Here is a 21,982-nt window from a genome sequence, read left to right on the forward strand (position 1 = left end):
ATGAAAAGGCGCGCTTCAGCGCGCCTTCAGCCGGTTCATGAACGAGTCGTAGGACAGTTCCGCGATCTGCCACCACAGCAGGTTCTCGCCGCGGAAGGCGACCATCGAATCGTAGCCCTTCTTGAAGTCCGGGCTCTTGGCGCTGGTCTCGGCGTAGAATTCCTCGGCCGCCTTCAGCGCAGCTTCCATCACCGGCAGCGGGAAGCCGCGCAATTGCGCGCCTTGCGCCACAAGCCGGCGCAGGCCGCCCGGGTTCACGAAATCGTATTTCGCCAGCATCCAGTTATTGGCCGCCTCGCAGGCGTTCTGCACGATCGCCTGGTAGTGCTTGGGCAGCTTGGCCCAGGCCTCCTTGCCGATGATCAGGTGCAGCATCGCGCCGCCCTCCCACCAGCCGGGATAGTAGTAGTACTTGGCGACGCGGATGAAGCCGAGCTTCTCGTCGTCATAGGGGCCGACGAACTCGGCCGCGTCGATCGAGCCGCGCTCCAGTGCGGGATAGACGTCGCCCGGTGCAATCTGCGTCGGCACCACGCCGAGCTTGGCGAGCACGGAACCGCCCATGCCGCCGATGCGGAACTTCAGGCCCTTGAGGTCCTCCACGCCCTTGAGTTCACTGCGGAAGAAGCCGCCCATCTGGCAACCGGAATTGCCGCAGGGGATCGAATAGGCGTTGAAGCGGTCGAGCACGCCGTTCACGATCTGCTCGCCGCCGCCGAAATACCACCAGCTATGCTGCTGGCGGGCGTTGAGGCCGAAGGGGATGCCGGTGCCGAGCCCCAGCGTCGGGTCCTTTCCGATATAGAAATAGGTCGGCGAATGCGCGCATTCGACGGTGCCGGACGAGACCGCGTCGAGCGCCTGCAGGCCGGGAACGATCTCGCCGGGCGCGAAGACCTGGATCTCGAACTTCCCGTCGGTCGCCTCGGACACGTATTTCGAGAATTGCTGCGCCGTGCCGAAGATCGTGTCGAGCGACTTCGGGAAGCTCGACGTCAGGCGCCATTTCACCTCGGGCTGGGACTGCGCGACCGCCGGCATCGCGACCGTCGTGGCGGCGGCGGCGAGAGCCCCGGATTTCAAAAAGCTGCGACGTTCCATATGGTTTCCTCCCGAGGGCTTGTTATGCCCTTATTGGCGCGTCCGGGAAGGAATGAAAAGACATGAAGCTAGCCTCGCTCGCGCATGGCCGTGACGGCCGCCTCGTCGTCGTCTCGCGCGACCTGACCCGTGCCACCGATGCCTTCCCCGTCGTGCCGACCTTGCAGGCGGCGCTCGATGACTGGGAGCGCCACGCCCCGCGCCTCGCCGATCTCGCCGAGGGGCTGGAACACGGCTCGGTTCCGTCCTTCCGTTTCCACGAGCATGACTGCGCCGCTCCGCTGCCGCGCGCCTATCAATGGCTCGATGGCTCGGCCTATGTGAATCATGTCGATCTCGTCCGGAAGGCGCGCGGCGCCACGATGCCGGAGAGCTTCTGGACCGACCCGCTGATGTACCAGGGCGGCAGCGACGCCTCGCTCAGCCCGCGCCAGGCCGTGCAGGCCCGCAGCGAGGAGGACGGCATCGATTTCGAGGCCGAGATCGCGGTCGTCACCGGCGACGTGCCGATGGGCGCGAGCCGCGAGGAGGCGCTCGGGGCGATCCGCCTCGTCATGCTCGTGAACGACGTGAGCTTGCGGAATCGGATTCCCGCCGAACTGGCGAAAGGCTTTGGCTTCGTTCAATCGAAGCCGTCCTCGGCCTATTCGCCGGTCGCGGTGACACCGGATGAACTGGGTGGTGCCTGGCGCGACGGCCGGCTGCATCTGCCGCTGCTGGCGCTGGTCAACGGCACGCTCTTCGGCAAGCCCGATGCCGGCACCGACATGACCTTCGATTTCGGCACGCTGATCGCCCATGCCGCCGCGACGCGCCGCCTCTCGGCCGGCACGGTGGTCGGTGCCGGCACGGTTTCGAATCGCGATGCCGATGGCGGTCCCGGGCGGCCGGTGGCGGAGGGCGGGCAGGGCTATGCCTGCATCGCCGAGCAGCGCATGGTCGAGACGATCCGGGGTGGCGAGCCGAAGACGCCGTTCCTGCGCTTCGGCGACACCGTCCGCATCGAGATGAAGGATGCCGCTGGGCATTCGATCTTCGGCGCGATCGAGCAGGAAATTCTGCCGCACGGCTGATCGGCGATCCGGCCACCTGCGTCTTGGCGGCAGCCGGGCCGCCGGATAACCTCCCAAGCACAGCGCCCCAGCCAGACGCGAGACGCGAGAGCCATGACCGAGACCGTGCCGTTCTATTCGACCGCCATCCCGCTGGCTTTCTTCGTCTGGGGGCCGGTGCTGGTGGTGGTGCTGTTCTGGCTGGTCGGCCTCTGGTCGAACAGGCAGGGCGTGCCCCGCATGCTGGAAGGCGACTGGGACGGCTACAATGCCGCCGATGTCGAGAAGCTGTTCACGATCTATGGCGAGGACACCCGCGCGCGCTACCGCAACCGGGTGCTGCCGGCGGATGTCGCCTGCGCCTTCACCTATGCGATCGTCGGCGCGCTGATCGTTGCCGGCCTCAGCCTGCGCGGGCAGCCCTGGTGGGTCGCGGCGCTCTGTGGCGGCGGCTGGCTGCTTGGCGGCCTCTGCGATGTCGCCGAGAATTTTGCGCTGGCACGCATGCTCGATCGCTATCCGCAGGTCGATGGCGGCAATGTCGCCTTCGCCAGCACGATGACGCGGTTGAAGCTCGTCCTCTTCGCGCTCGGCGTCATCGGCGCGCTCGTTGCCGCTTATCTGGTGTTCAAGCCGCTGGCGGGTTGAGGCCGCGCCACATCTCGCCGGTGAGACGGAAGCGGGTTGCGATCACGGCAGGATGGCCGATCAGCATCGCCGGATCGAGGGGCGCAGGCCTGAAGCCGAGCCGTTCGGCCAGGCGCAGCGACGACGGGTTGAGCGGGTGCGTGGTGACGGCGATGCTCGGCAAGGCGAGCGTCCCGAAGCCATGCCGCAGCAGGCGAGCGGCGGCTTCCCGGGCATAGCCCTGGCCCCAGCTTGAGACTGTGAAGCGGTAGCTCAGCTGGACATCGTCGGCCGCGTCGCCGTCCGGGATCAGCCCGACATAGCCCAGAAATATTTCAGGCTCGGCCTTCGCGAAGACGGACCAGTAGCCGAGGCCCCGGTCGACATGGCTGAAGCTGCGCGCCGTGACGGCCTCACGGCTCATCGCGGGATCGCCAATAGCGGCGATATGCTTCATCACCTCCGGATCGGCGTTCATCTCCGCGATGGCATCGAGATCCCCAAGCGAGCGCGGGCGCAGCAGCAACCTCTCGCTTTCCAGTTCCGGCAGCATGATTCCGTTGTCCCGGGTCCGTTTTGACTGAGCGACATTGTGCGGCGCGAAACTCTGGTGCGCCGCGGCTCGGCATCCCATATCGTGGCGGGCGCCAAGCTGGAACGCGCCGGGAGAATGGGAATGCTGCTTCGTCGTTGGGTCCTGGCCGCGCTGGCCCTCACCCTGTCGGGAATGATGCTGCCGCCGGCCTCGGCGCAGGAAGACCTGATCTTCCGCAAATCCACCGTCTGGAAGATGCTGACGCCGAACGACAAGCTCGCCGTTTACGGCGTCGACGATCCTCTCGTCGAGGGCGTTGCCTGCCACTACACCGTGCCCGAGAAGGGCGGCGTCTCCGGCATGTTCGGCGTCGCCGAGGAGGTTTCCGAGGTCTCGCTCGCCTGCCGCCAGATCGGCCCGATCAAGTTCAAGGAGAAGGCGGAGCAGGGCGATGTCGTCTTCCGCGAGCGCCGCTCGCTGGTCTGGAAGAAGATGCAGATCGTGCGCGGCTGCGACGCCAAGCGCAACGTGCTGGTCTATCTCGTCTATACCGACAAGCTGATCGACGGCTCGCCGCAGAATTCGACCTCGACCGTGCCGATCATGCCCTGGGGCACGTCGGGCGAGCCGCCGAAATGCTCGGAATGGATTCGCTAGAAATCCGGCGATTTTGCACGGAACCGCTGCGTCATTCCGGGGCTTCGCGCCAGCGAAGAGCCCGGAACCCAGAAGCGATGCGGCTTCCACGAAGGGCGCGGTCGGGTCGTCGCTCGCATTCATGGCGGCATCGGTTCTGGGTTCCGGGCTCAGGCCTGCGGCCTGCCCCGGAATGACGGCGCGGTTCCTCGCGCAGCCTACTCGCCGCAGGTGATGCTGAGCGGCTGCTCGGCAGCCTGGGCCGGGCTCGGCTTCGTGACCGAGCCGGTGAAGTCCTCGCGGGCGGCGACGCCGAAGGCGACCGCCTTGCCGAAGCCCTGCGACTCGCACCAGGCATTGGCGACGATCTTGCCGCATTCGGCCTTGGATGAGATGCAGTCGGCGACGCCGTAGCCGTCGCTGGCCGGGATCAGGAAGGTGCGCGGCTCGTTGGCGGCAGCAGCCGTATGGCTGGTCGGCATGACCGACAGCGAGATGCCGGCGGCGACGATCCCGAGCAATCCGACGAAGGCCACGGCGCGGCGCATGAATTCTGGTTCCTGATGGGTTGCGGGCGCAGAACCCGCGAATCGGGATGATGCTTCCGGCCGGTTAAATTTGAGTGAACCGCGGCAATCTTGAGGCAATGCTGCATTGCAGCAATCGGGCGCCCTCTTGACGGAAAGCTCGCGGAAAGGCAATCAGTTCCTCCCATGACGCGAGCCGCCATCAACAGCCCTTGCATTATTTGCCGCTAGCTTTCGCTGGCCGGCTGCTCACGTCCTCGTCCTGAAAAACGAACCGACAAAAGCGCCCCCGGCCAGCGGCCAGGTCGCCCTTTCGTATTTCGTCATTCGTTTCGTTCCAGGATTTAGTCCCGATGTCGCCGACCCTGAGGCTCTACAACACGCTGACGCGGACGAAGCAGGACTTCGCGCCGATCGATCCGTCGAATGTCCGCATGTATGTCTGCGGCCCGACGGTCTACGACTACGCCCATATCGGCAATGCTCGCCCGGTCATCGTCTTCGACGTGCTCTACCGGCTGCTGCGCCACATCTACGGCGCCGATCACGTCACCTATGCCCGCAACCTCACGGACGTGGACGACAAGATCAACGCCCGCGCGGCGCGTGACTATCCCGGCCTGTCCCTGAACGAGGCTATCGCGAAGGTCACCGAGACCACGACGGCGCAGTTCCACGCCGATATCGACGCGCTCGGCACCTTGCGCCCGACGACGGAGCCGCGCGCCACCGAGCATATCGAGGAGATGAAGGCGATTATCGAGCGCCTGATCGCGCGCGGCGTCGCCTATGTCGCCGAGGAGCATGTGCTCTTCCACGTTCCCGCCGTCGCCCATCTCGTGAAGGCGCCGAAATACGGCACGCTCGCCCGCCGCTCGCTCGACGAGATGCTGGCCGGCGCCCGCGTCGACGTCGCGCCCTATAAGCGCGACGCGATGGATTTCGTGCTGTGGAAGCCGAGCCGCGTCGGGCTTGATCCCGGCTGGCCGTCGCCGGCCGGCATCGCCACGCCGGGCCGTCCCGGCTGGCATATCGAGTGCTCGGCGATGTCGATGGCGAAGCTGCTGACCCCCTTCGGCGGCGGTCTCGCTTGCGACGATCCCATGAAGAATGTCTTCGACATCCATGGCGGCGGCATCGATCTCGTCTTCCCGCACCACGAGAACGAGATCGCCCAGTCCTGCTGCGCCTTCGGCGCGGCGGAAGGGCAGCCGCTGATGGCCAATATCTGGATGCATAACGGCTTCCTGCAGGTCGAAGGCGAGAAGATGTCGAAATCGCTCGGCAACTTCGTCACGATCAACGAACTGCTGGAAACGGATGTGTTCGGCGGCCGCAAATGGCCGGGCGAGGTGCTGCGCCTCGCGATGCTCAAGACGCATTACCGCCAGCCGATCGACTGGACGGTGAAGGCGTTGGAGGAGGCGGAGAAGACGCTGCAGGACTGGGCCGAAGCGGCTCAGGACGTGGCCGCTTCCAAGCCCTCGGCCGAGCTGCTCGATGCGCTCGCGGACGATCTCAACACCGCTCGCGTGCTGGCGGAGTTGCATGCCCTGCGCAAGGCGGGCGATCTGCCGGCGCTGCTGGCCGGTCTCGACCTGCTCGGCATTGCTTTGCCGGCGGTGGCGGCGCCTGCCGTCGTAGCGCCCGAAGTGGAACGCCTGATCGCCGCCCGTCTCGCCGCCCGCCGCGCGAAGAACTTCGCCGAGTCCGATCGCCTCCGCGACGAGCTCGCCGCGATGGGCATCGCGCTCAAGGACGGCAAGGACCCCGCCACCGGCGAGCCGACGACCAGCTGGGAGGTGAAGCGATGAGCCCGAAGATCCGCCCGGCGGGCTCGCTCTCCTTTGCCATCAAGCTGGTCATGCTGGCCATGGTCGTGCCGCGCGTCGTCCGCTTCAAACTGAGGCGGGAGCGATGAGCGCGGCACGCGTCCATCTCTTCGACACGACGCTGCGCGACGGCGCCCAGACTACGGGCGTCGATTTCTCGCTCGACGACAAGCGCGCCGTCGCGGCGCTGCTCGACCGGCTCGGCGTCGACTATGTTGAAGGCGGCTATCCCGGCGCCAATCCGCTGGATACCGCCTTCTTCGAACAGAAGCCGACGAAGCAGGCCAAGTTCGCCGCCTTCGGCATGACCAAGCGGGCAGGGCGCTCGGCCGCCAACGATCCTGGCATCGCCGCGTTGCTGGAGGCGAAGGCCGACGCCATCGTCTTCGTCGCCAAGAGCTGGGACTACCATGTCCATGTCGCGCTCGAGATCTCGCTGGAGGAGAACCTCGCCGGCATCGCCGAGAGCGTAGCAGTGGCCAAGGCCGCCGGCCGCGAGGTGATGCTCGACTGCGAGCATTTCTTCGACGGCTACAAGGCCAATCCCGACTACGCGCTCGCCTGCGCCCGCACGGCTTACGAAGCCGGCGCCCGCTGGGTCGTGCTCTGCGACACCAATGGCGGAACGCTGCCCGACGAGGTCGGAGCGATCGTGCGCGAGGTCGTCAAGACAGTGCCGGGCGAGAATCTCGGCATCCATGCCCATGACGATTGCGGCTGTGCCGTCGCCAACTCGCTCGCGGCCGTCGAGGCCGGCGTGCGCCAGATTCAGGGCACGCTCAACGGTCTCGGCGAGCGCTGCGGCAATGCCAATCTCGTCACGCTGATCGGCGCGCTCAAGCTCAAGGAGCGCTATCGCGACCGCTTCACGCTCGGTGTCAGCGAAGAGCAGCTCGGCGAATTGACCCATGTCTCGCGCGCGCTGGACGAGATGCTGAACCGTGCGCCGAACCGGCACGCGCCCTTCGTCGGCGCCTCGGCCTTCGCCACCAAGGCCGGCATCCACGCTTCGGCCGTGCTGAAGGACCCGCGTACCTACGAGCACGTCGCGCCCGAGGCGGCCGGCAACACCCGCAAGGTCCTGATCTCCGACCAGGGCGGCAAGTCGAACCTCGTCGCCGAGCTGGAGCGCATCGGCGTCACGCTCGGCCGCGACGATCCGCGCCTCAATCGCGTGCTGCAGGAGGTCAAGGACAAGGAGGCGCAGGGCTACGCCTTCGAGGGCGCCGATGCCTCGTTCTTCCTGCTGGTGAAGCGCATCCTCGGCGAAGTCCCGGATTATTTCACCGTCGAGCGCTTCGCCGTGAATGTCGAGCGCCGCTACAATGCGCTCGGCGAACTCGTCACCTTCTCCGAGGCGATCGTGAAGGTGAAGGTCGGCGACGACCTGCTGATCTCTGCGGCGGAAGGCGATGCCGGCCCGGTCAACGCGCTCGATATCGCCTTGCGCAAGGACCTAGGCCGTTACCAGTCGCTGATCGGCGGCTTGCGGCTGGTGGACTACAAGGTCCGCATCTTCCAGGGCGGCACCGATGCCGTGACGCGCGTGTTGATCGAGTCGGGCGACGAGACCGGGGAGCGCTGGACCACGGTCGGTGTCAGCGCCAACATCATCGACGCCTCGTTCCAGGCACTGGTCGACTCGATCACCTACAAGCTGGTCAAGGCAGGCGCGACGGCTTGAAGCGCGTCTTGCCGAAAACGCCGTCATCCCGGGCAAAGCGAAGCGCAGACCCCGGATCCATGCCTGAACCTTTGCCGGAAGCGCTCCGGCATGGATCCCGGATCGGCGCCGCTGCGCGGCTTGTCCGGGATGACGGCGCGGGAGGTGGTTAGACGCTCACTCCGTCAGGCGGATCACGCGGTCCTTGCACAGGTCCATATCGGCGTCGCTCTCGGCTTCGTCGTCGAATTTCGCTTGCACCGTATAGGAGCAGCCCTGCGGCTTGTTGAGCTTGAGCGCGACGCTCTTGCCCGGCGCCAGCGGCTTGGCGAGCTTGGCGACGAGGCGCGGCTGATCGCCGGAGGTTGCGATTGCGAAATTGCTGAGCGGCACGGTGCGTTGGTTGGTGATCGTGATTTGCGGATGCGGCCGGGAGGTCTGCGCCGCGGCCGGCAACGCGAGGAGGAGGGCGGCGGCAAGGCCGATCCCCGAGGCGACAAGCTGTTGAGCCTTCATGTCATTTCCTTCCCCATCTCGAGCGTCGGGCGCTCTGGGAGGGATCAGATACCGGCGATGGGGCGGCGGCAAGGCAGCTTTCGGGCAGCCCGAGCCATGTTCCCCATGCAACGACATTCCCATGCAACGGCGCGCGATTGCGGCTATATGAACGCGCCAACTGGAATCGTTTGAAAATGTCCGCGCCGTCTGCGCCGCCCCCGGCGTCGAGCTTCCAACGCTCTGCCGTCATCCAGCCCGGGTCCGGCTTCTTCGCCACGTTCCGCGCGCTCTGGCCCTATCTCTGGCCGGCAGAACGCGCCGATCTGCGCAGCCGCGTCGTCGCCGCCTTCGCACTGATGCTGGCGGGGCGGCTGGTGCTGATGGGCGTGCCCTTCACCTTCAAATGGGTGACGGATGCGCTGGCCGGTTCCTATTCGAACCTGGAGAAATGGCTGCCCTGGCTGGTCGGCGCACCGCTGGCGTTGACGGTGCTTTACGGTCTTGCCCGTGTCGGCGCGGCCGCTTTCGTCCAGATGCGCGACGCCATTTTCGCGCCGGTCTTCATGCATGCGGTGCGCACGCTGGCGCTCCAGACCTTCGGCCATCTCCACCATCTCTCGCTGCGCTTCCATCTGGAGCGCAAGACCGGCGGTCTCACCCGCGTGCTGGAGCGCGGCCGCAACGGCATCGAGGAGATGGTGCGTCTCGGCCTCAACCAGCTCGTGCCGGTGATCATCGAGGTCATCATGATCATCGCCGTGCTGCTCTATCTGTTCGATTGGCGCTACGTCGTCGTGCTCGTGACGATGGTCACGGCCTACATGACCTACACCATCAAGGCGACGGAGTGGCGCATCGCCATCCGCTCGGCGATGAACGAGTCGGATACCGACGCCAATGCCAAGGCGATCGACTCGCTGCTGAACTACGAGACGGTGAAGTATTTCGGCGCCGAGGCCCGCGAGACCGCGCGCTACGACCAGTCGATGGCGCGCTACGAGCGCAACTCGATCAAGTCCTATACCTCACTCGCCTGGCTGAACTTCGGCCAGGCCGCGATCTTCGCGGTGGGGTTGACGCTCTCGATGGTGATGGCGGTGCGCGGTTTCCAGGCCGGCACCAACACGGTCGGCGACCTCATCCTGATCAACGCCATGCTGATCCAGCTCTACCTGCCGCTGAACTTCATGGGCACCGTCTATCGCGAGATCAAGCAGGCGACGCTCGACATCGCCCAGATGTTCTCGCTGATCGGCCGCGATCCCGAGATCCAGGACAAGCCCGGCGCCAAGCCGCTGGCGGTGCCGGCGGGCGAGGTCGCCTTCGAGGACGTGCATTTCGCCTATGTGCCGGAGCGGTCGATCCTGCGCGGCGTCTCGTTCAAGGTGCCGCCGGGCCGTACCGTTGCCATCGTCGGCCCGTCCGGCGCCGGAAAGTCGACGATCTCGCGCCTGCTCTTCCGCTTCTACGAGCCGCAGACGGGCCGCATCCTGATCGACGGCCAGCCGATCGCCGATGTTCAGCAGGTTTCGCTGCGCGCCGCCATCGGCATGGTCCCGCAGGACACCGTGCTGTTCAACGATACGATCGAGTACAACATTCTCTACGGCCGCCCCGAGGCGACGATGGCCGAGGTCGAGGAGGCCGCGCGCCTCGCCCAGATCGACCGCTTCATCCGCCTGCTGCCCGAGGGTTATGCGACCTCGGTCGGCGAGCGTGGCCTCAAGCTTTCCGGCGGCGAGAAGCAGCGCGTCGCCATCGCCCGCACCATCCTGAAGGGGCCGCCGGTGCTGGTCCTCGACGAGGCGACCTCGGCGCTCGATTCCTTCACCGAGAAGGAGATTCAGGACGCGCTCGATCGGGTCAGCGAAGGCCGCACCACGCTGGTCATCGCCCACCGGCTCTCGACCGTGGTCAATGCCGACGAGATCATCGTGCTCGACAAGGGCCAGATCGTCGAGCGCGGCCATCATCGCGATCTCCTCGCCGCCGATGGCGTCTATGCCGCGATGTGGAACCGCCAGCGCGAGGTCGACGAGGCCAAGGCGACGCTCCAGCGCGCCACCGAGGCGGAGGGCGAAAGCGTCCGGGTCACGCTGTCGTAAGAGCCGGATCGGCGTCATGCTCGCCCCTGTGGCGAGCATCCCGGTCTTGAACGGGCGCTCCACGGGCGGATGTTCCCCGCCCGCTTGAACCGCTCGCAATGCCGGCCCGTTTCCTGCATCCTCCGGCACCGGGGCAAAGGCATCAGGGGAGCGGCTGCCATGTTCGATCCGACGACGTTCGTGGGGTTCCATACCTGGCTCAGCCTGGTTGCGATCATCGCCGGCTTCCCGGTGGCGGCGGGGCTGCTTCAGGGGCATACGCGCCCGCGTTGGACCGGAGTGTTCCTGTCCACCGCCTTTGCCGCCAGCGCGACCGGCTTCGGCTTCCCCTTCACCGGCATCCTTCCTTCCCACATCGTCGGAGCGGTCTCGCTGGCGCTCGTCGGGATCGCCGCCTTCGCGCTCTATGGACGCAGGCTGGAAGGGCCCTGGCGCCGGACGTATGCGATCACCGCGATGATGGTCTTCTACCTGCTCGTCTTCGTGTTGGTGGCGCAGATGTTCGCCAAGATCCCGCCGCTGCGGGCGCTGGCGCCGACCCAGTCCGAGCCGGTTTTCGCCATTGCAGAAGCCTTCGTCCTGTTCGTCTTCGGCACCCTGACCTGGAAGGCGGCCGTGCGCTTCGTCCAGATGCCGCGGCTCATCTAGGGCGAGACGCCGTCGCTATGGAGGTTCAGCGCCCGCCAATGATCGGCAGGGCGCGCGCCGGTGACGGGCCGCGCTCGCAGCTGCCTCGGATGCATGGCGACGCCGATCCCACCTTGCGCCCGGCCTAGACAGGTCATAGGCCTGACCTAACGACTCCAGCTGATGCGGTGGACGAGATGTGGAAGCGCCTGCGCCTCTTGGAGACGTTTCTGGGGGGCTGGCTTGTGGTCTTCCTCGCAGTCGGCCCGCTTGGCGCCGAGCCGATGCAGGGGTGGTCGCTCTGGGTTCTGCGACCGAGCCGCCCCGGCCTCCTGACAGCCTGCGTTATGCCGAGAGGGCTGGCATGGCCGCCGCCCGCTGCCCTGACGTCTACCCATGCGCCGCTGAGGCTCGACGAGGCTTTGACGGTCCGGTGGCAGGGCGGGCAACTCGTGCAATCGGGGACGGGGAGCGCGTCTGGCCCACCGCAGGAGAGGGCCTGGCACCCTCTCGACTCCTGCTTCGTGCTGAGCGTAGGCGGCGTGGTGGTGGCTGCCGGCGGCGTCGTTCCGCGGGTTTCGGCCCGGCTGCTCAGGTCGGACACGCTGGTGCTTCAGAACGACAAGCCCGGCCGGCCGCTCGCCTTCACGCTGCTGCCGGTCTTTCCTGCCGATCTGGAGCAGCCGGGACCTCCGGAATGGCGGGCCGTGTTGACGCCGCTCAGCAAGCCGCTGGAAGCTCAGCCACGATGAGGTCTGCATCGTTCGGGCTGGGCCTGCGCCTGGGAGTGTTGCTGTCGGGGGGCGTGATTGCCTGCTGAACGGAAGCGTCAACTCCAGCGGCCTCGACTAGGCGATGAGCGGCGCGCACTTGAGGATCTCGTGAGGCACTATCCCCGGCTTCAGAGGACAAGCTGCCGCACACCCCTTTCCCCCGCGCGCCGAACCCCGTAAATCACACAGCCAACGCTTGCGGTCGTAACTCTGCCGCAGGCCGCCGCCATATGCGCAGCTGCCGCGCCAGCTAGACTAACGGAACTCCATCCATGTCTCTCGTCGATTCCGTCCGCAAGGTGATCGTCCCGATCCACAAGGAAGGCTATGTCTTCATCGCGATCGGCCTCGTGGCGACGATCGTCCTCGCCAATCTCTGGTCGCCCTTCGGCTGGATCGGCGCGATCGTCACGATCTGGATCTGCTATTTCTTCCGCGATCCCGTCCGGGTCACGCCGCAACGCGAGGGGCTGGTGATCTCGCCGGCCGATGGCCGCATCAGCCAGATCGCCCAGTCGCTGCCGCCGCCGGAGCTCGAGCTGCCGGCCGAGCCGATGACCCGCATCTCGATCTTCATGAACGTCTTTGATTGCCATGTGAACCGCGCCCCCGTGCCCGGCCGCATCGCCAAGATCGCTTACACGCCCGGCCTCTTCCTCAATGCCGAACTCGACAAGGCGAGCGACGACAACGAGCGCAACGCGCTGGCGATCGAGACCAAGTCCGGCATCGTCGGCGTCGTCCAGATCGCAGGCCTGATCGCGCGCCGCATCGTGCCCTTCGTCAAGGAAGGCGATGTGCTGGGCACCGGCGAGCGCTTCGGCCTGATCCGCTTCGGCTCCCGCGTCGATGTCTATCTGCCGTCTCATGTCGTGCCGCTGGTCGGCGAGGGCCAGACCGCGATCGCTGGCGAGACCGTGCTTGCCGACATGACCGGCAACGAGCCGGTCGCCCGCAGCTTCCGCGACATCTGACGGGCGCTGTCATCCCGTGCGCGCTGCGGCATGAAATGCCGCTGCGCAGACACGGGACCGCCCCCCGAAAGGGGGCGCCCCCACCTGAACGCTGCCGAGAAGAACTCACTCTCCTGATGACGGTCCCGCATCTGCGCAGCGGCACTTCGCGCCGCAGCGCGTGCGGGATGACGCTTGGCTGAGCCTAGCCTGCGCCCCCAAAACCGCGTATTCCGACTGCTATGAGCGACCTGTTTCCTCCCTTCGAGCCCGAGCGCGCCGAATCCAAGCGCGCCCGCTTCAAGCCGATTCCCTTCCGCTTGCTGGCGCCGAATGTCATCACACTGCTGGCGCTCTGCCTCGGCCTGACTGCGATGCGCCTCGTCGTCGAGGGCAAGCTTGAGACGGCGACGATCTGCATCCTGATCGCGGCGGCGCTCGATGGCGTCGACGGCCGCTTGGCCCGCCTGCTCAAGGGCACCTCGCGCTTCGGCGCGGAGCTCGATTCGCTCTCCGATTTCGTCAATTTCGGCGTCGCCACCGGCTATGTCCTGTGGATCTTCGTTCTGCACGACCTGAAATCCGTCGGCTGGATCATCGTGCTGACGCTGGCCTGCGCCATGGCGCTCCGGCTCGCGCGCTTCAACGTGATGATCGACGATCCCGACCGCCCGGACTGGCAGAAGGATTTCTTCGTCGGCATGCCGGCTCCTGCCGGTGCGATCACGGCCATGCTGCCGCTCTATCTCCACATCATCGGCGTGCCCGTGCAGGAATACGGCGCGCTCCCCGTCGGCATCTACATCCTGTTCATCGCCTTCCTGACGATCTCGCGCATCCCCTGCTATGCTGGCAAGACGCTCGGCACGCGCGTCCCGCGCACCCAGGTGCTGCCGATCTTCGTCGCAGTGGTGATCGTCGCCGGCCTGCTCTTCGCCTACACCTTCGAGGTGCTGACGGTCGTGGTAATCGGCTATCTCGCTCTGATTCCGGTCAGCGTCGCGCGCTATCGCAAGCTGGAGCGCGCCCACGCACTGCCGGCAGCGGCCCCCGCGGCGGAGCCTGCCTCCGACAATCCTGCCTGATCGTCAGTTGAAGCTTAGCGGCGATAGCCGCTGAGACGTGCCGCATTGGCGCGGGTGCGCCGCGCGAAGGGCTCCAGCGTGCTGTCGGCAGCCTTGACCGCCGCCGTCGCGAGATCGAACTGGCCAAACGGGTTGAGGGCAAGGCCCCACCAGAACGCAGTTGTCGCCTGCGTTGCGGCAAGGCTGCTCTCGAGCACGGCCGAAACCTTTTCCGTCACGGCTTTCGTCGCCTCGCGCTGGCCGTGGCTATCGCCGAAGGCGCCCTTCATCAGGAGCGGCATCCGCATGGCGATGGTCAGGCCGGCTTCCGCATGCATGGACATCAGGCGGGCCGCGAGAACCTGCGCCTCCGCCCCGGTCGCAGGGGCGGAGCCCGTCGATTTGCGCGGTCGGGCCATGAGGGAAACTCCAGTAGATCGGCGCCACCAAAGAGCGGACCGCCGAGGGGGAGGGAAGTCTGCCGACAACGGCGCGGCTTGGCAATGCCTGGTATACCAGCGCTCCCGCCCGGATTTCAGGCAGCCGGACAGGGTGCTCAAATGAGCGGCACCTCGCCTGTTCCGCGTTTACGGATGGATTTATCGCCCTGCCGAAATGCTCTAAGGCTTGAACCGCGCCGAAATCCCCGGCCCCTTAATCCTGTCGAGCAGCCTGTTGAGCCTTTTCTCCTCTCCCAAACATCCCGGCTGGCGTCCGATGCTCGTTCTCGCATCGGCCTCGCCGCGCCGCCTCGCGCTGCTGGAGCAGGCGGGGTTGAAGCCGGACGCGTTGCTCCCCGCCGATCTCGACGAGACCCCGCACAAGGGAGAGCGCCCGCGCGATCTCGCCCGCCGTCTGGCGCGCGAGAAGGCGCAGGCCGCGCGCGAGGGCGCCAAGGTCCGCGCCGATCTCGAAGGCTGCTATATCCTCGCGGCAGACACAGTCGTCGCCGTCGGCCGGCGCATCCTGCCCAAGGCCGAGATCGTCGACGAGGCCGCCGCCTGCCTGCGCCTGCTCTCGGGCCGGGCGCATCGCGTCTATACCGGCGTCGCGCTGGTGACGCCTTCGGGCGCGATCCGCGACCGCATCGTCGAGACGCGCCTGCGCTTCAAGCGCCTCTCCACCGAGGATATCGAGACCTATCTCGCCTCGGGCGAATGGCGCGGCAAGGCCGGCGGCTATGCCGTGCAGGGCATCGCCGGCTCCTTCGTCGTCAAGCTCGTCGGCTCCTATACCGGCGTCGTCGGCCTGCCGCTCTATGAGACGGTCAATCTCCTCGGCGGCGAAGGCTTCCCCATCCGCTTCGGCTGGATGAACGCAGCCTGATACGGCGCCGATGCGGGTTGCCTGATCGTGCCTCGCGGCTGATCTTGCGGCCGGGAAACGCATCGATGACGGGAAAGCAAAGATGACGGGACGTCTGAGCGGCAAGATCGCGATCGTGGCCGGGGCGGGGTCGATCGGGCCGGGCTGGGGCAATGGCAAGGCGACGGCGACGATCTTCGCCCGCGAGGGCGCGAGGGTCGTCTGCGCCGACATCAACCGTGACGCCGCCGAGGAGACCGCCGGTATCATCCGCAACGAGGGCGGTGAGGCTTTCGCCATCCGCACCGACGTCACCAAGGCCGGCGAGGTCGCCGAGCTCGTCGCCCATGCGCTCGGCCGCTATGGCCGCATCGACATTCTCGACAACAATGTCGGCATCGCCGAGGTCGGCAGCGTCGTCGATCTCTCGGAGGAGGTCTGGGAGCGCGTCTTCAAGGTCAATCTCACCGGCGCCTTCCTGGCGATGAAGCATGTCATCCCGGTGATGCAGCGCCAGTTCGAGGAGACGGGCGAGGGCGGCTCGATCATCAACATCTCGTCGATCGCCTCGATCCGTCATACCGGCGTGCCCTATGCCAGCTATTCCGCGACCAAGGCGGCGCTGAACCAGCTCACCCGCACGACGGCGGTGCAGTACGCGCCGCAGAAGATCCGCGTGAACGCGATCCTGCCCGGCCTGATGAAGACGCCGATGGTCGAGCATTCCGCCGGCCTCGCCGCAGCCTACGGCAAGGGCGATGTCGATGCGATGTGGGCCGCGCGCGCCGCGCAGGTCCCGATGGGCCATATGGGGGAGGCCTGGGACGTGGCCAATGCCGCTCTCTTCCTCGCCAGCGACGAGGCGCGCTACGTCACCGGCATCGAACTCGTCGTCGATGGAGGCATCACGCTCAAATATGACTGAGACCGAAAAGACCCCGCCAGCCGCGAAGCCCTGTCCGATCTGCGGCAAGCCGGCGGTCGCGCGCTTCAAGCCGTTCTGCTCGCCGCGCTGCGCCGATATCGATCTCGGTCGCTGGCTCAAGGGCAGCTACGTCATTCCCGGCGAGCCCGTCGACGAGGCGGAGGAGGGCGCGCCGCAGCAGCGCGAGCGCGAGGACTAGGAAACAGGCTGGGCTGATTGCACACTGGCGGGTCAGCGTGGCGGCGATCCGCCAGCCCCGGAGCGATCCGACACCATGAGCACCGGCACTGAACCTCATATCGTCATCGTCGGCGCCGGCTTCGGCGGGCTTGAGGCAGCACGCAATCTCGCCAGCGCGCCGGTCAGGATCACGCTGATCGACCAGCGCAACCACCACCTGTTCCAGCCCTTGCTCTATCAGGTGGCGACCGCCTCGCTGCCGACCTCCGAGATCGCCTGGCCGATCCGCTCCCTGCTGCGCGGCCACGAGAACGTCACGACCCTGCTCGGCACGGTCACAAGCGTCGACAAGGTCAACAAGCAGGTGTTGCTGGAGGGCGAGCAGCCGGTCGGTTTCGACACGCTGATCCTCGCGACCGGCGCACGCCATTCCTATTTCGGCCATGACGAGTGGGAGCCCTATGCACCGGGCGTGAAGACGCTGGAGGACGCGACGCGCATCCGTCGGCGCATCCTCTCCGCCTTCGAGCAGGCGGAATGGGAGGCCGATCCGGCCCGCCGTGCCGAGTGGCTGACCTTCGTGATCATTGGGGCGGGGCCGACCGGCGTCGAGCTCGCCGGCACCATCGCGGAACTCGCGCATGACACGCTCCGCAGCGATTTCCGCAATTTCGACACGCGCAGCGCCCGGGTGATCCTGGTCGAGGCCGGCCCGCGCATCCTGGCGGGCTTCACCGAAGATCTCTCGGCCTATGCCGAGCGAGCGCTGAATCGTCTGGGTGTCGAGGTCAGGCTGGGGCAGCCGGTCTCCGCATGCCGCGCGGAGGGCATCGAACTCGGCGGCGCCTTCCTGCTGGCGCGGACCATCCTGTGGGCGGCGGGCGTGGCAGCCTCGTCGGCGGCGGAATGGCTGGAGGCGCCGGCCGACCGGGCAGGCCGCGTCCGCGTCGAGCCCGATCTCACGGCGCCCGGCGAGCCCGATATCTTCGTGATCGGCGATACAGCCTTCGTTGCGGGCGTGGACGGCAAGCCGGTGCCCGGCGTCGCGCCGGCCGCGAAGCAGCAGGGGCGCTATGTCGCCGATCTCATCAAGGCGCGGCTGCAGGGCAGGCCGCTCCCGCCGCCCTTCGCCTATCGGAATGCCGGCAATCTCGCGACGATCGGCAAGCGGGCCGCGATCGTCGATTTCGGCTGGATCAAGCTGCGCGGGCGCCTCGCCTGGTGGATCTGGGGCATCGCGCACATCTTCTTCCTGATCGGCCTGCGCAACCGGCTCGCCGTCGCACTCAACTGGCTGTGGATCTATGTCAGCGGCCATCGCAGCGCGCGCCTCATCATGCAGCGCGAGCCACCGGCCGGCTGCGAGATGCGCTAGTTTTTTGATTTGGCATCGGCTTTGTCCGACAACCGCGTTCCCTTTTCGGGCCGAGGCTCCAGATGGCGCCGATTCTCGCGTCGTTGGTTCGTGGTCGGGATCGATTCTACAGTGCAGCTGTCAGGGGATGGGAGGGGGCGGACGAAACAACTTGCGGACATCGCTGGCAGAATGGGGTTCGCATGATCCTCGACATAATTGCTCCAGAGGCACATGCAATTTCTATCAATAACCAACAAAGGTCGAATTCTATACGTATCGATTGACAACTTACGGTGACGTTAGTTAGTCCGATACGAATATTGAATCCGGGGGGCGAAAAAATTGAGACCGCCGCAGAGAGTGTATTCCACTCTTAACGGGTTGCGAGGCTTTGCCGCAGTTGCCGTCCTAACAATTCATGGGCAAGGCTTCTTTGGTCCTTGGATCGCGAAAAGCGGGTATCTCGCTGTCGATCTGTTTTTTGTCATGAGCGGATTTGTTATTGCTCATGCCTATGAAGGCCGGTTCAAGAGCGGCCTCGGAACGGCGGAATTCTTCTGGATCAGGTTCGTCCGCTTTTACCCACTCTTCCTTGTCGGCACGGTGATCGGATCGATCAGTGCGATATTGGCCTGGAAAATGGGCGCGGGCGAATTGGGACGATCAGAATTGATCCAGGCGGTGTTCCTGGGGCTGTTCATGCTGCCCTCGCCCGATCTGAATATGTCTTTTGCGCTCTACCCGACAAATCCTCCGGGGTGGTCGCTTTTTTACGAGCTGATCATCAACACGTTCTACGTGGTCTTTTGGCGCGTGCTCTCCAACAGGGTGCTTCTCGTAACCACCGCGGTCGCTGCAGCGATGCTCGTCGTTTCAGCGGTCTATTTCGGCACGCTCGATATCGGCTCGTACTGGGGCACTTTCAGCGGCGGCATCATCCGCGTTTATTTTTCCTTCTTTGCCGGTGTCCTCATCTATCGCCTGGGCTTGCCGAAATTGCCGCCCGGCGTTCTGAGTTGGATTCCGCTTCTGCTTGCCACCGGCTTGGTTGCCGTGGATGTCGACGGTACGGCGCGGATTGTCTTCGACGTGTTCTGCGTTCTCGTCATGTTTCCCGCGATTATCGCTGTCTCCACGTCCATTGAGCCGGATAGGTTTTCCCGGCCGCTTTTCGAGTATCTGGGAGCGGCCTCCTACGCGCTCTATGCCATTCACGCTCCAATTCTCGAACTCGCACGCAGGGCGGTGCGAATGTTCGGCTTCACCCCGGCGACCTTCGCGCCATGGCTTGGCGTGGTGTTGCTTCTGGTCATCTTTGCGTTCGCCCTTGTGCTAAATCGCCTTTATGACGAGCCCGCACGGAGAATCCTGTCTCGTTTGACGAGGCGAGTGACTGCGGCCAGATCCTAGAATCCATCTGCGCTGTGACTGATCCCGATATTCAAAACCGCTTGGTCGAGAGTACGTCGAAGGTCCTTCCGATCGTCGCGACCGCTTTGTCGTAATCGGCCAGTGACAGGCAGGCGATCAGGGCGTCGATGACGGCGAGTTGGGCAATACGGCTCGTCATCGCCTCGGTGCGGAACTGGGTCTCACGCGCCATGGTATTGAGCACGATGTCGGCATAGGCGAGCAGCGGTGACTTGCCGAAATTCGTGATGCAGATCGTGGTCGCGCCCGCTTCCTGCGCGAGCCTGGTGGCGGTAACGGTTTCGTGCGTCGAGCCCGAATGTGAGATCGTGATCGCGACGACATCGGGGCCGGTCAGGGAGGCGCTGATCGCCTGGATATGCGAGTCGACCACGACCTTGGATTCGACGCCGATGCGCAGCAGCCGGTAGTTGGCATCCTCCGCGATCGGGGCGGCGCTGCCAATACCGTAGAGTTCGACGCGGCGCGCGCGGCGGATGGCGGCGACCGCACGCTCCATCCCGGCCTTGTCGAGCACCTTCATCGTGTCGTGCAGCGCCTGCAGGTCGCTGCGGAAGATCTTCTCGATCACCGTTCCCGTGTCGTCGGCGCGGGCGAGATCCTCGTGGATGAACTGGACGGGTTGTACCAGGTCGCGCGCCAGCGCGATCTTGACCTGCTGGAAGCCGCGTGCGCCGAGCTGGCGGCAGAGCGAGATCACGCTGCCTTCGCTCGCTTCCGCCCGTTCGGCCACCTCCGTCACCGACATGTGCACGACCTCGGCCGCGTGGGCGAGGAAGACATCGGCGATGCGGGCCGCCGTCGGGGGCAAAGTCGGACGCAGCGCCGTCAGGCGCTCGATCACGCCGTCGAAGCCGTCCTGCGTGCCATGGCGCGCTGGCTCGGAGCTCTCGGGCATCGCATCGGCATCCAGCTTGAGTCGGGGCGAGGTCATGCCGGCAAGGCCATCACGCCTGTTTCGCACGGGCAAGCCGTTTCGCCCTGCGTCTGCGGGAAGATGCCATCGGCGATCTCGACATAGCGCAGGCCGAAACGGCGGGCGCCCTCGCCATCGGTCCGGGGATTGTCGCCGAGCATCGCCACAGTCCGCTTCGGCAGGTCGAGCAAGGCAAGGCCGGCGGCAAACAGGATCGGCTCCGGCTTGCCGACAAGGCGATAGTCGACGGGCCCGGTACAAGCGAGCAGTGCCGCGAGCAGCGCTCCGGTCTCCGGCACGACCGTGCCACCCGGGCCGGGATGGACGAGATCGGGATTGGCGACGACGAGCTCGGCGCCCGCCCGCACGGCATTGACGGCAAGCATGAGCTTCGCATGGCTGAACTGTCGGTCGCGCCCGAGAAAGACGATGTCGGGCCGCGCCCGGACGGGTCTGAGCCCACGCTCGCGGGCATGGCGCGCCAGGCTCCTGCTCGCCAGCATGAGCGCGCGCGCACCGGGCCGGCGCATGGCGATGTCGTCCAATGCGAACGCTCCCGCCAGCACGATGCGGTCAGCGGGAATGTCGAGCCCCATCCGCTGCAGGTCGTCCGCGAGTTCCGCAGGCGTATGTTCGGCATCGTTGGAGACAATGACGAAACGGCCATCGCAGGCCTCCAGGAAGGCCGGGGCGCCAGGCATGGAGCGGCCACCGCACACCAATGTGCCGTCGAGATCGATCAGCCAGCCACGAATATCGTCCGTTGCGTGCACCGCAAACTCCGCGTCGAAGTGAGGAAGGCATGGACTGAGATTGTCTCAGTGTCAAACAAGATATTGCCTGAGTTAAATTCATAAACCTGTCATGGAAGGCTGCCAGAAGGCTCAGGCATCGGCCGCTTCAGGCAGCCGAGCCATGCCCCTGCAGCCCGTTCCGGAGGACGCTGTGCTTTCGTTCCTCGGTAGTCGCCTCCTACGCATGATGATCACCCTTTGGGCGATCGTCACCGCCGTGTTCCTGGCCACGCGGCTGACCGGCAATCCGATCGACTTTCTGATGCCGGAGGGGCTCGACGCCGCCTCGCGTGCCGAGATGATCGCCTATTGGGGGCTCGATCGCCCGGTCGCAGAGCAATACCTGCTGTTCTGGAAATCGCTGCTCTCGGGCGATTTCGGCCTCGGCCTGATGGAGCGGCGCCCGGTCGTGGTGATCTTCGGCGAGCGGCTCTGGCAGAGCGCCTCGCTTCTTGTTGCGACGCTGGCTCTCACCGTCGCGGTCGGCGTGCCGCTCGGCATCCTCGCTGCGCTCTGGCGCGGGCAGCCGCGCGGGCAGGGCGTGCTCTTCGTCGCCTTCCTCGGCTACGCCGTGCCGAATTTCGTCCTCGCCATCCTGCTGCTGCTTGTCTTCTCCTATACGCTGCACTGGCTGCCGAGCGCCGGCTCCGCCACCTTGCTGCACTATGCGATGCCGACCGTGGCGCTCGCCGCTTATTTCGTCGCGGCGCTGACCCGCTACACTCGCAACGCCATGCTCGACGTCCTCTCCGAGGACTATATGCGCACCGCTCGCGCCAAGGGGCTCTCCGAAGGCGCCATCATCCTGCGGCACGGCCTGCGCAACGCCCTGATCCCGGTCATCACCGTGCTTGGCCTGCAGATCACCACGCTCGTCTCGGGCGCTGTCGTGGTCGAGACCGTCTTCGCCTGGAACGGGGTTGGCGACCTGCTCGTCGGCGCGACGCTGCGGCGCGACTATCCCGTCCTGCAATTCGGCGTCCTCGTCGTGGCCGGCACTGTCATCCTCGTCAATTTCGCGATCGACCTCGCCTATGCGGCGTCCGATCCGCGCGTGCGCCTCGTCGGAGCCTGATCCGCC

At 66.0% G+C, this 21,982-nt stretch carries 23 protein-coding genes; 16 read left to right on the forward strand and 7 right to left on the reverse strand.

From position 1 onward, the window contains the following. Nucleotides 1–15: 15 nt before the first annotated feature. Nucleotides 16–1,101: a TRAP transporter substrate-binding protein DctP gene (locus Q0Q02_RS07480; RefSeq protein WP_293808207.1), complete on the reverse strand. Its 1,086-nt coding sequence runs from the start codon at nucleotides 1,099–1,101 to the stop codon at nucleotides 16–18. Between the two features lie 62 nt (nucleotides 1,102–1,163). Between Q0Q02_RS07480 and Q0Q02_RS07485 the strand changes: the two genes are divergently transcribed. Both Q0Q02_RS07485 and Q0Q02_RS07490 read left to right on the forward strand, forming a co-directional pair. After that, a complete protein-coding gene (locus tag Q0Q02_RS07485) occupies nucleotides 1,164–2,174 on the forward strand; it encodes a fumarylacetoacetate hydrolase family protein (RefSeq protein ID WP_293808209.1) in 1,011 nt (336 codons plus the stop codon). 93 nt (nucleotides 2,175–2,267) lie between these two features. Then, on the forward strand, nucleotides 2,268–2,801 hold the full coding sequence (locus Q0Q02_RS07490) for a hypothetical protein (RefSeq protein WP_293808211.1): 534 nt from the start codon (nucleotides 2,268–2,270) through the stop codon (nucleotides 2,799–2,801). Here Q0Q02_RS07490 and Q0Q02_RS07495 read toward each other — a convergent pair. Then, nucleotides 2,782–3,333 carry a GNAT family N-acetyltransferase gene (locus Q0Q02_RS07495; protein ID WP_293808213.1) on the reverse strand — a complete coding sequence of 184 codons (552 nt, stop codon included), beginning with the start codon at nucleotides 3,331–3,333 and terminating at the stop codon, nucleotides 2,782–2,784. The two genes, Q0Q02_RS07490 and Q0Q02_RS07495, sit on opposite strands and share 20 nt — an antisense overlap. Nucleotides 3,334–3,456: 123 nt before the next feature. Between Q0Q02_RS07495 and Q0Q02_RS07500 the strand changes: the two genes are divergently transcribed. Further along, nucleotides 3,457–3,972, forward strand: coding sequence for a CreA family protein (locus Q0Q02_RS07500; RefSeq protein WP_293808215.1), 516 nt, complete (start codon nucleotides 3,457–3,459; stop codon nucleotides 3,970–3,972). Nucleotides 3,973–4,169: 197 nt separating this feature from the next. On the opposite strand, the gene Q0Q02_RS07505 is transcribed toward Q0Q02_RS07500, so the two are convergent. Next, complete coding sequence (locus Q0Q02_RS07505; protein ID WP_293808217.1) at nucleotides 4,170–4,499, reverse strand: hypothetical protein; 330 nt, start codon at nucleotides 4,497–4,499, stop codon at nucleotides 4,170–4,172. 332 nt (nucleotides 4,500–4,831) lie between these two features. Between Q0Q02_RS07505 and cysS the strand changes: the two genes are divergently transcribed. Continuing rightward, entirely contained in the window at nucleotides 4,832–6,292 is a 1,461-nt protein-coding gene (cysS, locus tag Q0Q02_RS07510; RefSeq protein ID WP_293808218.1) for a cysteine--tRNA ligase, read from the forward strand. 103 nt (nucleotides 6,293–6,395) lie between these two features. Next, entirely contained in the window at nucleotides 6,396–7,994 is a 1,599-nt protein-coding gene (gene cimA / locus Q0Q02_RS07515; protein ID WP_293808220.1) for a citramalate synthase, read from the forward strand. A 156-nt stretch (nucleotides 7,995–8,150) separates the two neighbouring features. Here cimA and Q0Q02_RS07520 read toward each other — a convergent pair whose 3' ends face one another. Next, nucleotides 8,151–8,489 (reverse strand): hypothetical protein, encoded by a 339-nt coding sequence (locus tag Q0Q02_RS07520; protein WP_293808222.1) that lies wholly within the window; start codon nucleotides 8,487–8,489, stop codon nucleotides 8,151–8,153. A 176-nt stretch (nucleotides 8,490–8,665) separates the two neighbouring features. On the opposite strand from Q0Q02_RS07520, the gene Q0Q02_RS07525 reads away from it, so the two are divergent. The 5 genes from Q0Q02_RS07525 to Q0Q02_RS07545 all read left to right on the forward strand — a co-directional run bounded on the left by Q0Q02_RS07525 (nucleotide 8,666) and on the right by Q0Q02_RS07545 (nucleotide 14,014). Continuing rightward, nucleotides 8,666–10,576, forward strand: a complete 1,911-nt coding sequence (locus Q0Q02_RS07525; protein WP_293808224.1) for an ABC transporter ATP-binding protein/permease — start codon at nucleotides 8,666–8,668, stop codon at nucleotides 10,574–10,576. Nucleotides 10,577–10,735: 159 nt separating this feature from the next. Continuing rightward, nucleotides 10,736–11,224 (forward strand): hypothetical protein, encoded by a 489-nt coding sequence (locus tag Q0Q02_RS07530; protein WP_293808225.1) that lies wholly within the window; start codon nucleotides 10,736–10,738, stop codon nucleotides 11,222–11,224. A gap of 503 nt (nucleotides 11,225–11,727) precedes the next feature. Next, the gene (locus tag Q0Q02_RS07535; RefSeq protein ID WP_293808227.1) at nucleotides 11,728–11,955 is read left to right on the forward strand and encodes a hypothetical protein; all 228 of its coding nucleotides are present in this window, start codon (nucleotides 11,728–11,730) and stop codon (nucleotides 11,953–11,955) included. Nucleotides 11,956–12,248: 293 nt separating this feature from the next. Continuing rightward, complete coding sequence (locus Q0Q02_RS07540) at nucleotides 12,249–12,950, forward strand: phosphatidylserine decarboxylase (RefSeq protein WP_293808229.1); 702 nt, start codon at nucleotides 12,249–12,251, stop codon at nucleotides 12,948–12,950. Nucleotides 12,951–13,171: 221 nt separating this feature from the next. Continuing rightward, on the forward strand, nucleotides 13,172–14,014 hold the full coding sequence (locus tag Q0Q02_RS07545; protein ID WP_293808230.1) for a phosphatidylcholine/phosphatidylserine synthase: 843 nt from the start codon (nucleotides 13,172–13,174) through the stop codon (nucleotides 14,012–14,014). 14 nt (nucleotides 14,015–14,028) lie between these two features. On the opposite strand, the gene Q0Q02_RS07550 is transcribed toward Q0Q02_RS07545, so the two are convergent. After that, nucleotides 14,029–14,412, reverse strand: coding sequence for a hypothetical protein (locus Q0Q02_RS07550; protein ID WP_293808232.1), 384 nt, complete (start codon nucleotides 14,410–14,412; stop codon nucleotides 14,029–14,031). Between the two features lie 298 nt (nucleotides 14,413–14,710). Between Q0Q02_RS07550 and Q0Q02_RS07555 the strand changes: the two genes are divergently transcribed. The 5 genes from Q0Q02_RS07555 to Q0Q02_RS07575 all read left to right on the forward strand — a co-directional run bounded on the left by Q0Q02_RS07555 (nucleotide 14,711) and on the right by Q0Q02_RS07575 (nucleotide 19,170). Further along, nucleotides 14,711–15,319 carry a Maf-like protein gene (locus Q0Q02_RS07555; protein ID WP_293808233.1) on the forward strand — a complete coding sequence of 203 codons (609 nt, stop codon included), beginning with the start codon at nucleotides 14,711–14,713 and terminating at the stop codon, nucleotides 15,317–15,319. An 82-nt stretch (nucleotides 15,320–15,401) separates the two neighbouring features. After that, nucleotides 15,402–16,223, forward strand: a complete 822-nt coding sequence (locus Q0Q02_RS07560) for a glucose 1-dehydrogenase (RefSeq protein WP_293808235.1) — start codon at nucleotides 15,402–15,404, stop codon at nucleotides 16,221–16,223. After that, nucleotides 16,216–16,422: a DNA gyrase inhibitor YacG gene (gene yacG, locus Q0Q02_RS07565; protein WP_293808237.1), complete on the forward strand. Its 207-nt coding sequence runs from the start codon at nucleotides 16,216–16,218 to the stop codon at nucleotides 16,420–16,422. Before Q0Q02_RS07560 ends, yacG begins: the two co-directional genes overlap by 8 nt. A 75-nt stretch (nucleotides 16,423–16,497) precedes the next feature. Beyond that, on the forward strand, nucleotides 16,498–17,778 hold the full coding sequence (locus Q0Q02_RS07570) for an NAD(P)/FAD-dependent oxidoreductase (protein WP_293808238.1): 1,281 nt from the start codon (nucleotides 16,498–16,500) through the stop codon (nucleotides 17,776–17,778). 342 nt (nucleotides 17,779–18,120) lie between these two features. Then, a complete protein-coding gene (locus Q0Q02_RS07575; RefSeq protein ID WP_293808240.1) occupies nucleotides 18,121–19,170 on the forward strand; it encodes an acyltransferase in 1,050 nt (349 codons plus the stop codon). 31 nt (nucleotides 19,171–19,201) lie between these two features. Here the strand turns inward: Q0Q02_RS07575 and Q0Q02_RS07580 are convergent, their stop codons facing one another. Beyond that, entirely contained in the window at nucleotides 19,202–20,125 is a 924-nt protein-coding gene (locus Q0Q02_RS07580; protein WP_293808242.1) for a MurR/RpiR family transcriptional regulator, read from the reverse strand. Then, nucleotides 20,122–20,880: an HAD hydrolase-like protein gene (locus Q0Q02_RS07585; RefSeq protein ID WP_293808244.1), complete on the reverse strand. Its 759-nt coding sequence runs from the start codon at nucleotides 20,878–20,880 to the stop codon at nucleotides 20,122–20,124. Before Q0Q02_RS07585 ends, Q0Q02_RS07580 begins: the two co-directional genes overlap by 4 nt. Before the next feature lie 205 nt (nucleotides 20,881–21,085). On the opposite strand from Q0Q02_RS07585, the gene Q0Q02_RS07590 reads away from it, so the two are divergent. Continuing rightward, nucleotides 21,086–21,976 carry an ABC transporter permease gene (locus Q0Q02_RS07590; RefSeq protein WP_293808245.1) on the forward strand — a complete coding sequence of 297 codons (891 nt, stop codon included), beginning with the start codon at nucleotides 21,086–21,088 and terminating at the stop codon, nucleotides 21,974–21,976. Nucleotides 21,977–21,982 lie beyond the last annotated feature (6 nt).

Source organism: uncultured Allobosea sp., from assembly GCF_945956895.1.
GTDB lineage: Bacteria > Pseudomonadota > Alphaproteobacteria > Rhizobiales > Beijerinckiaceae > Allobosea.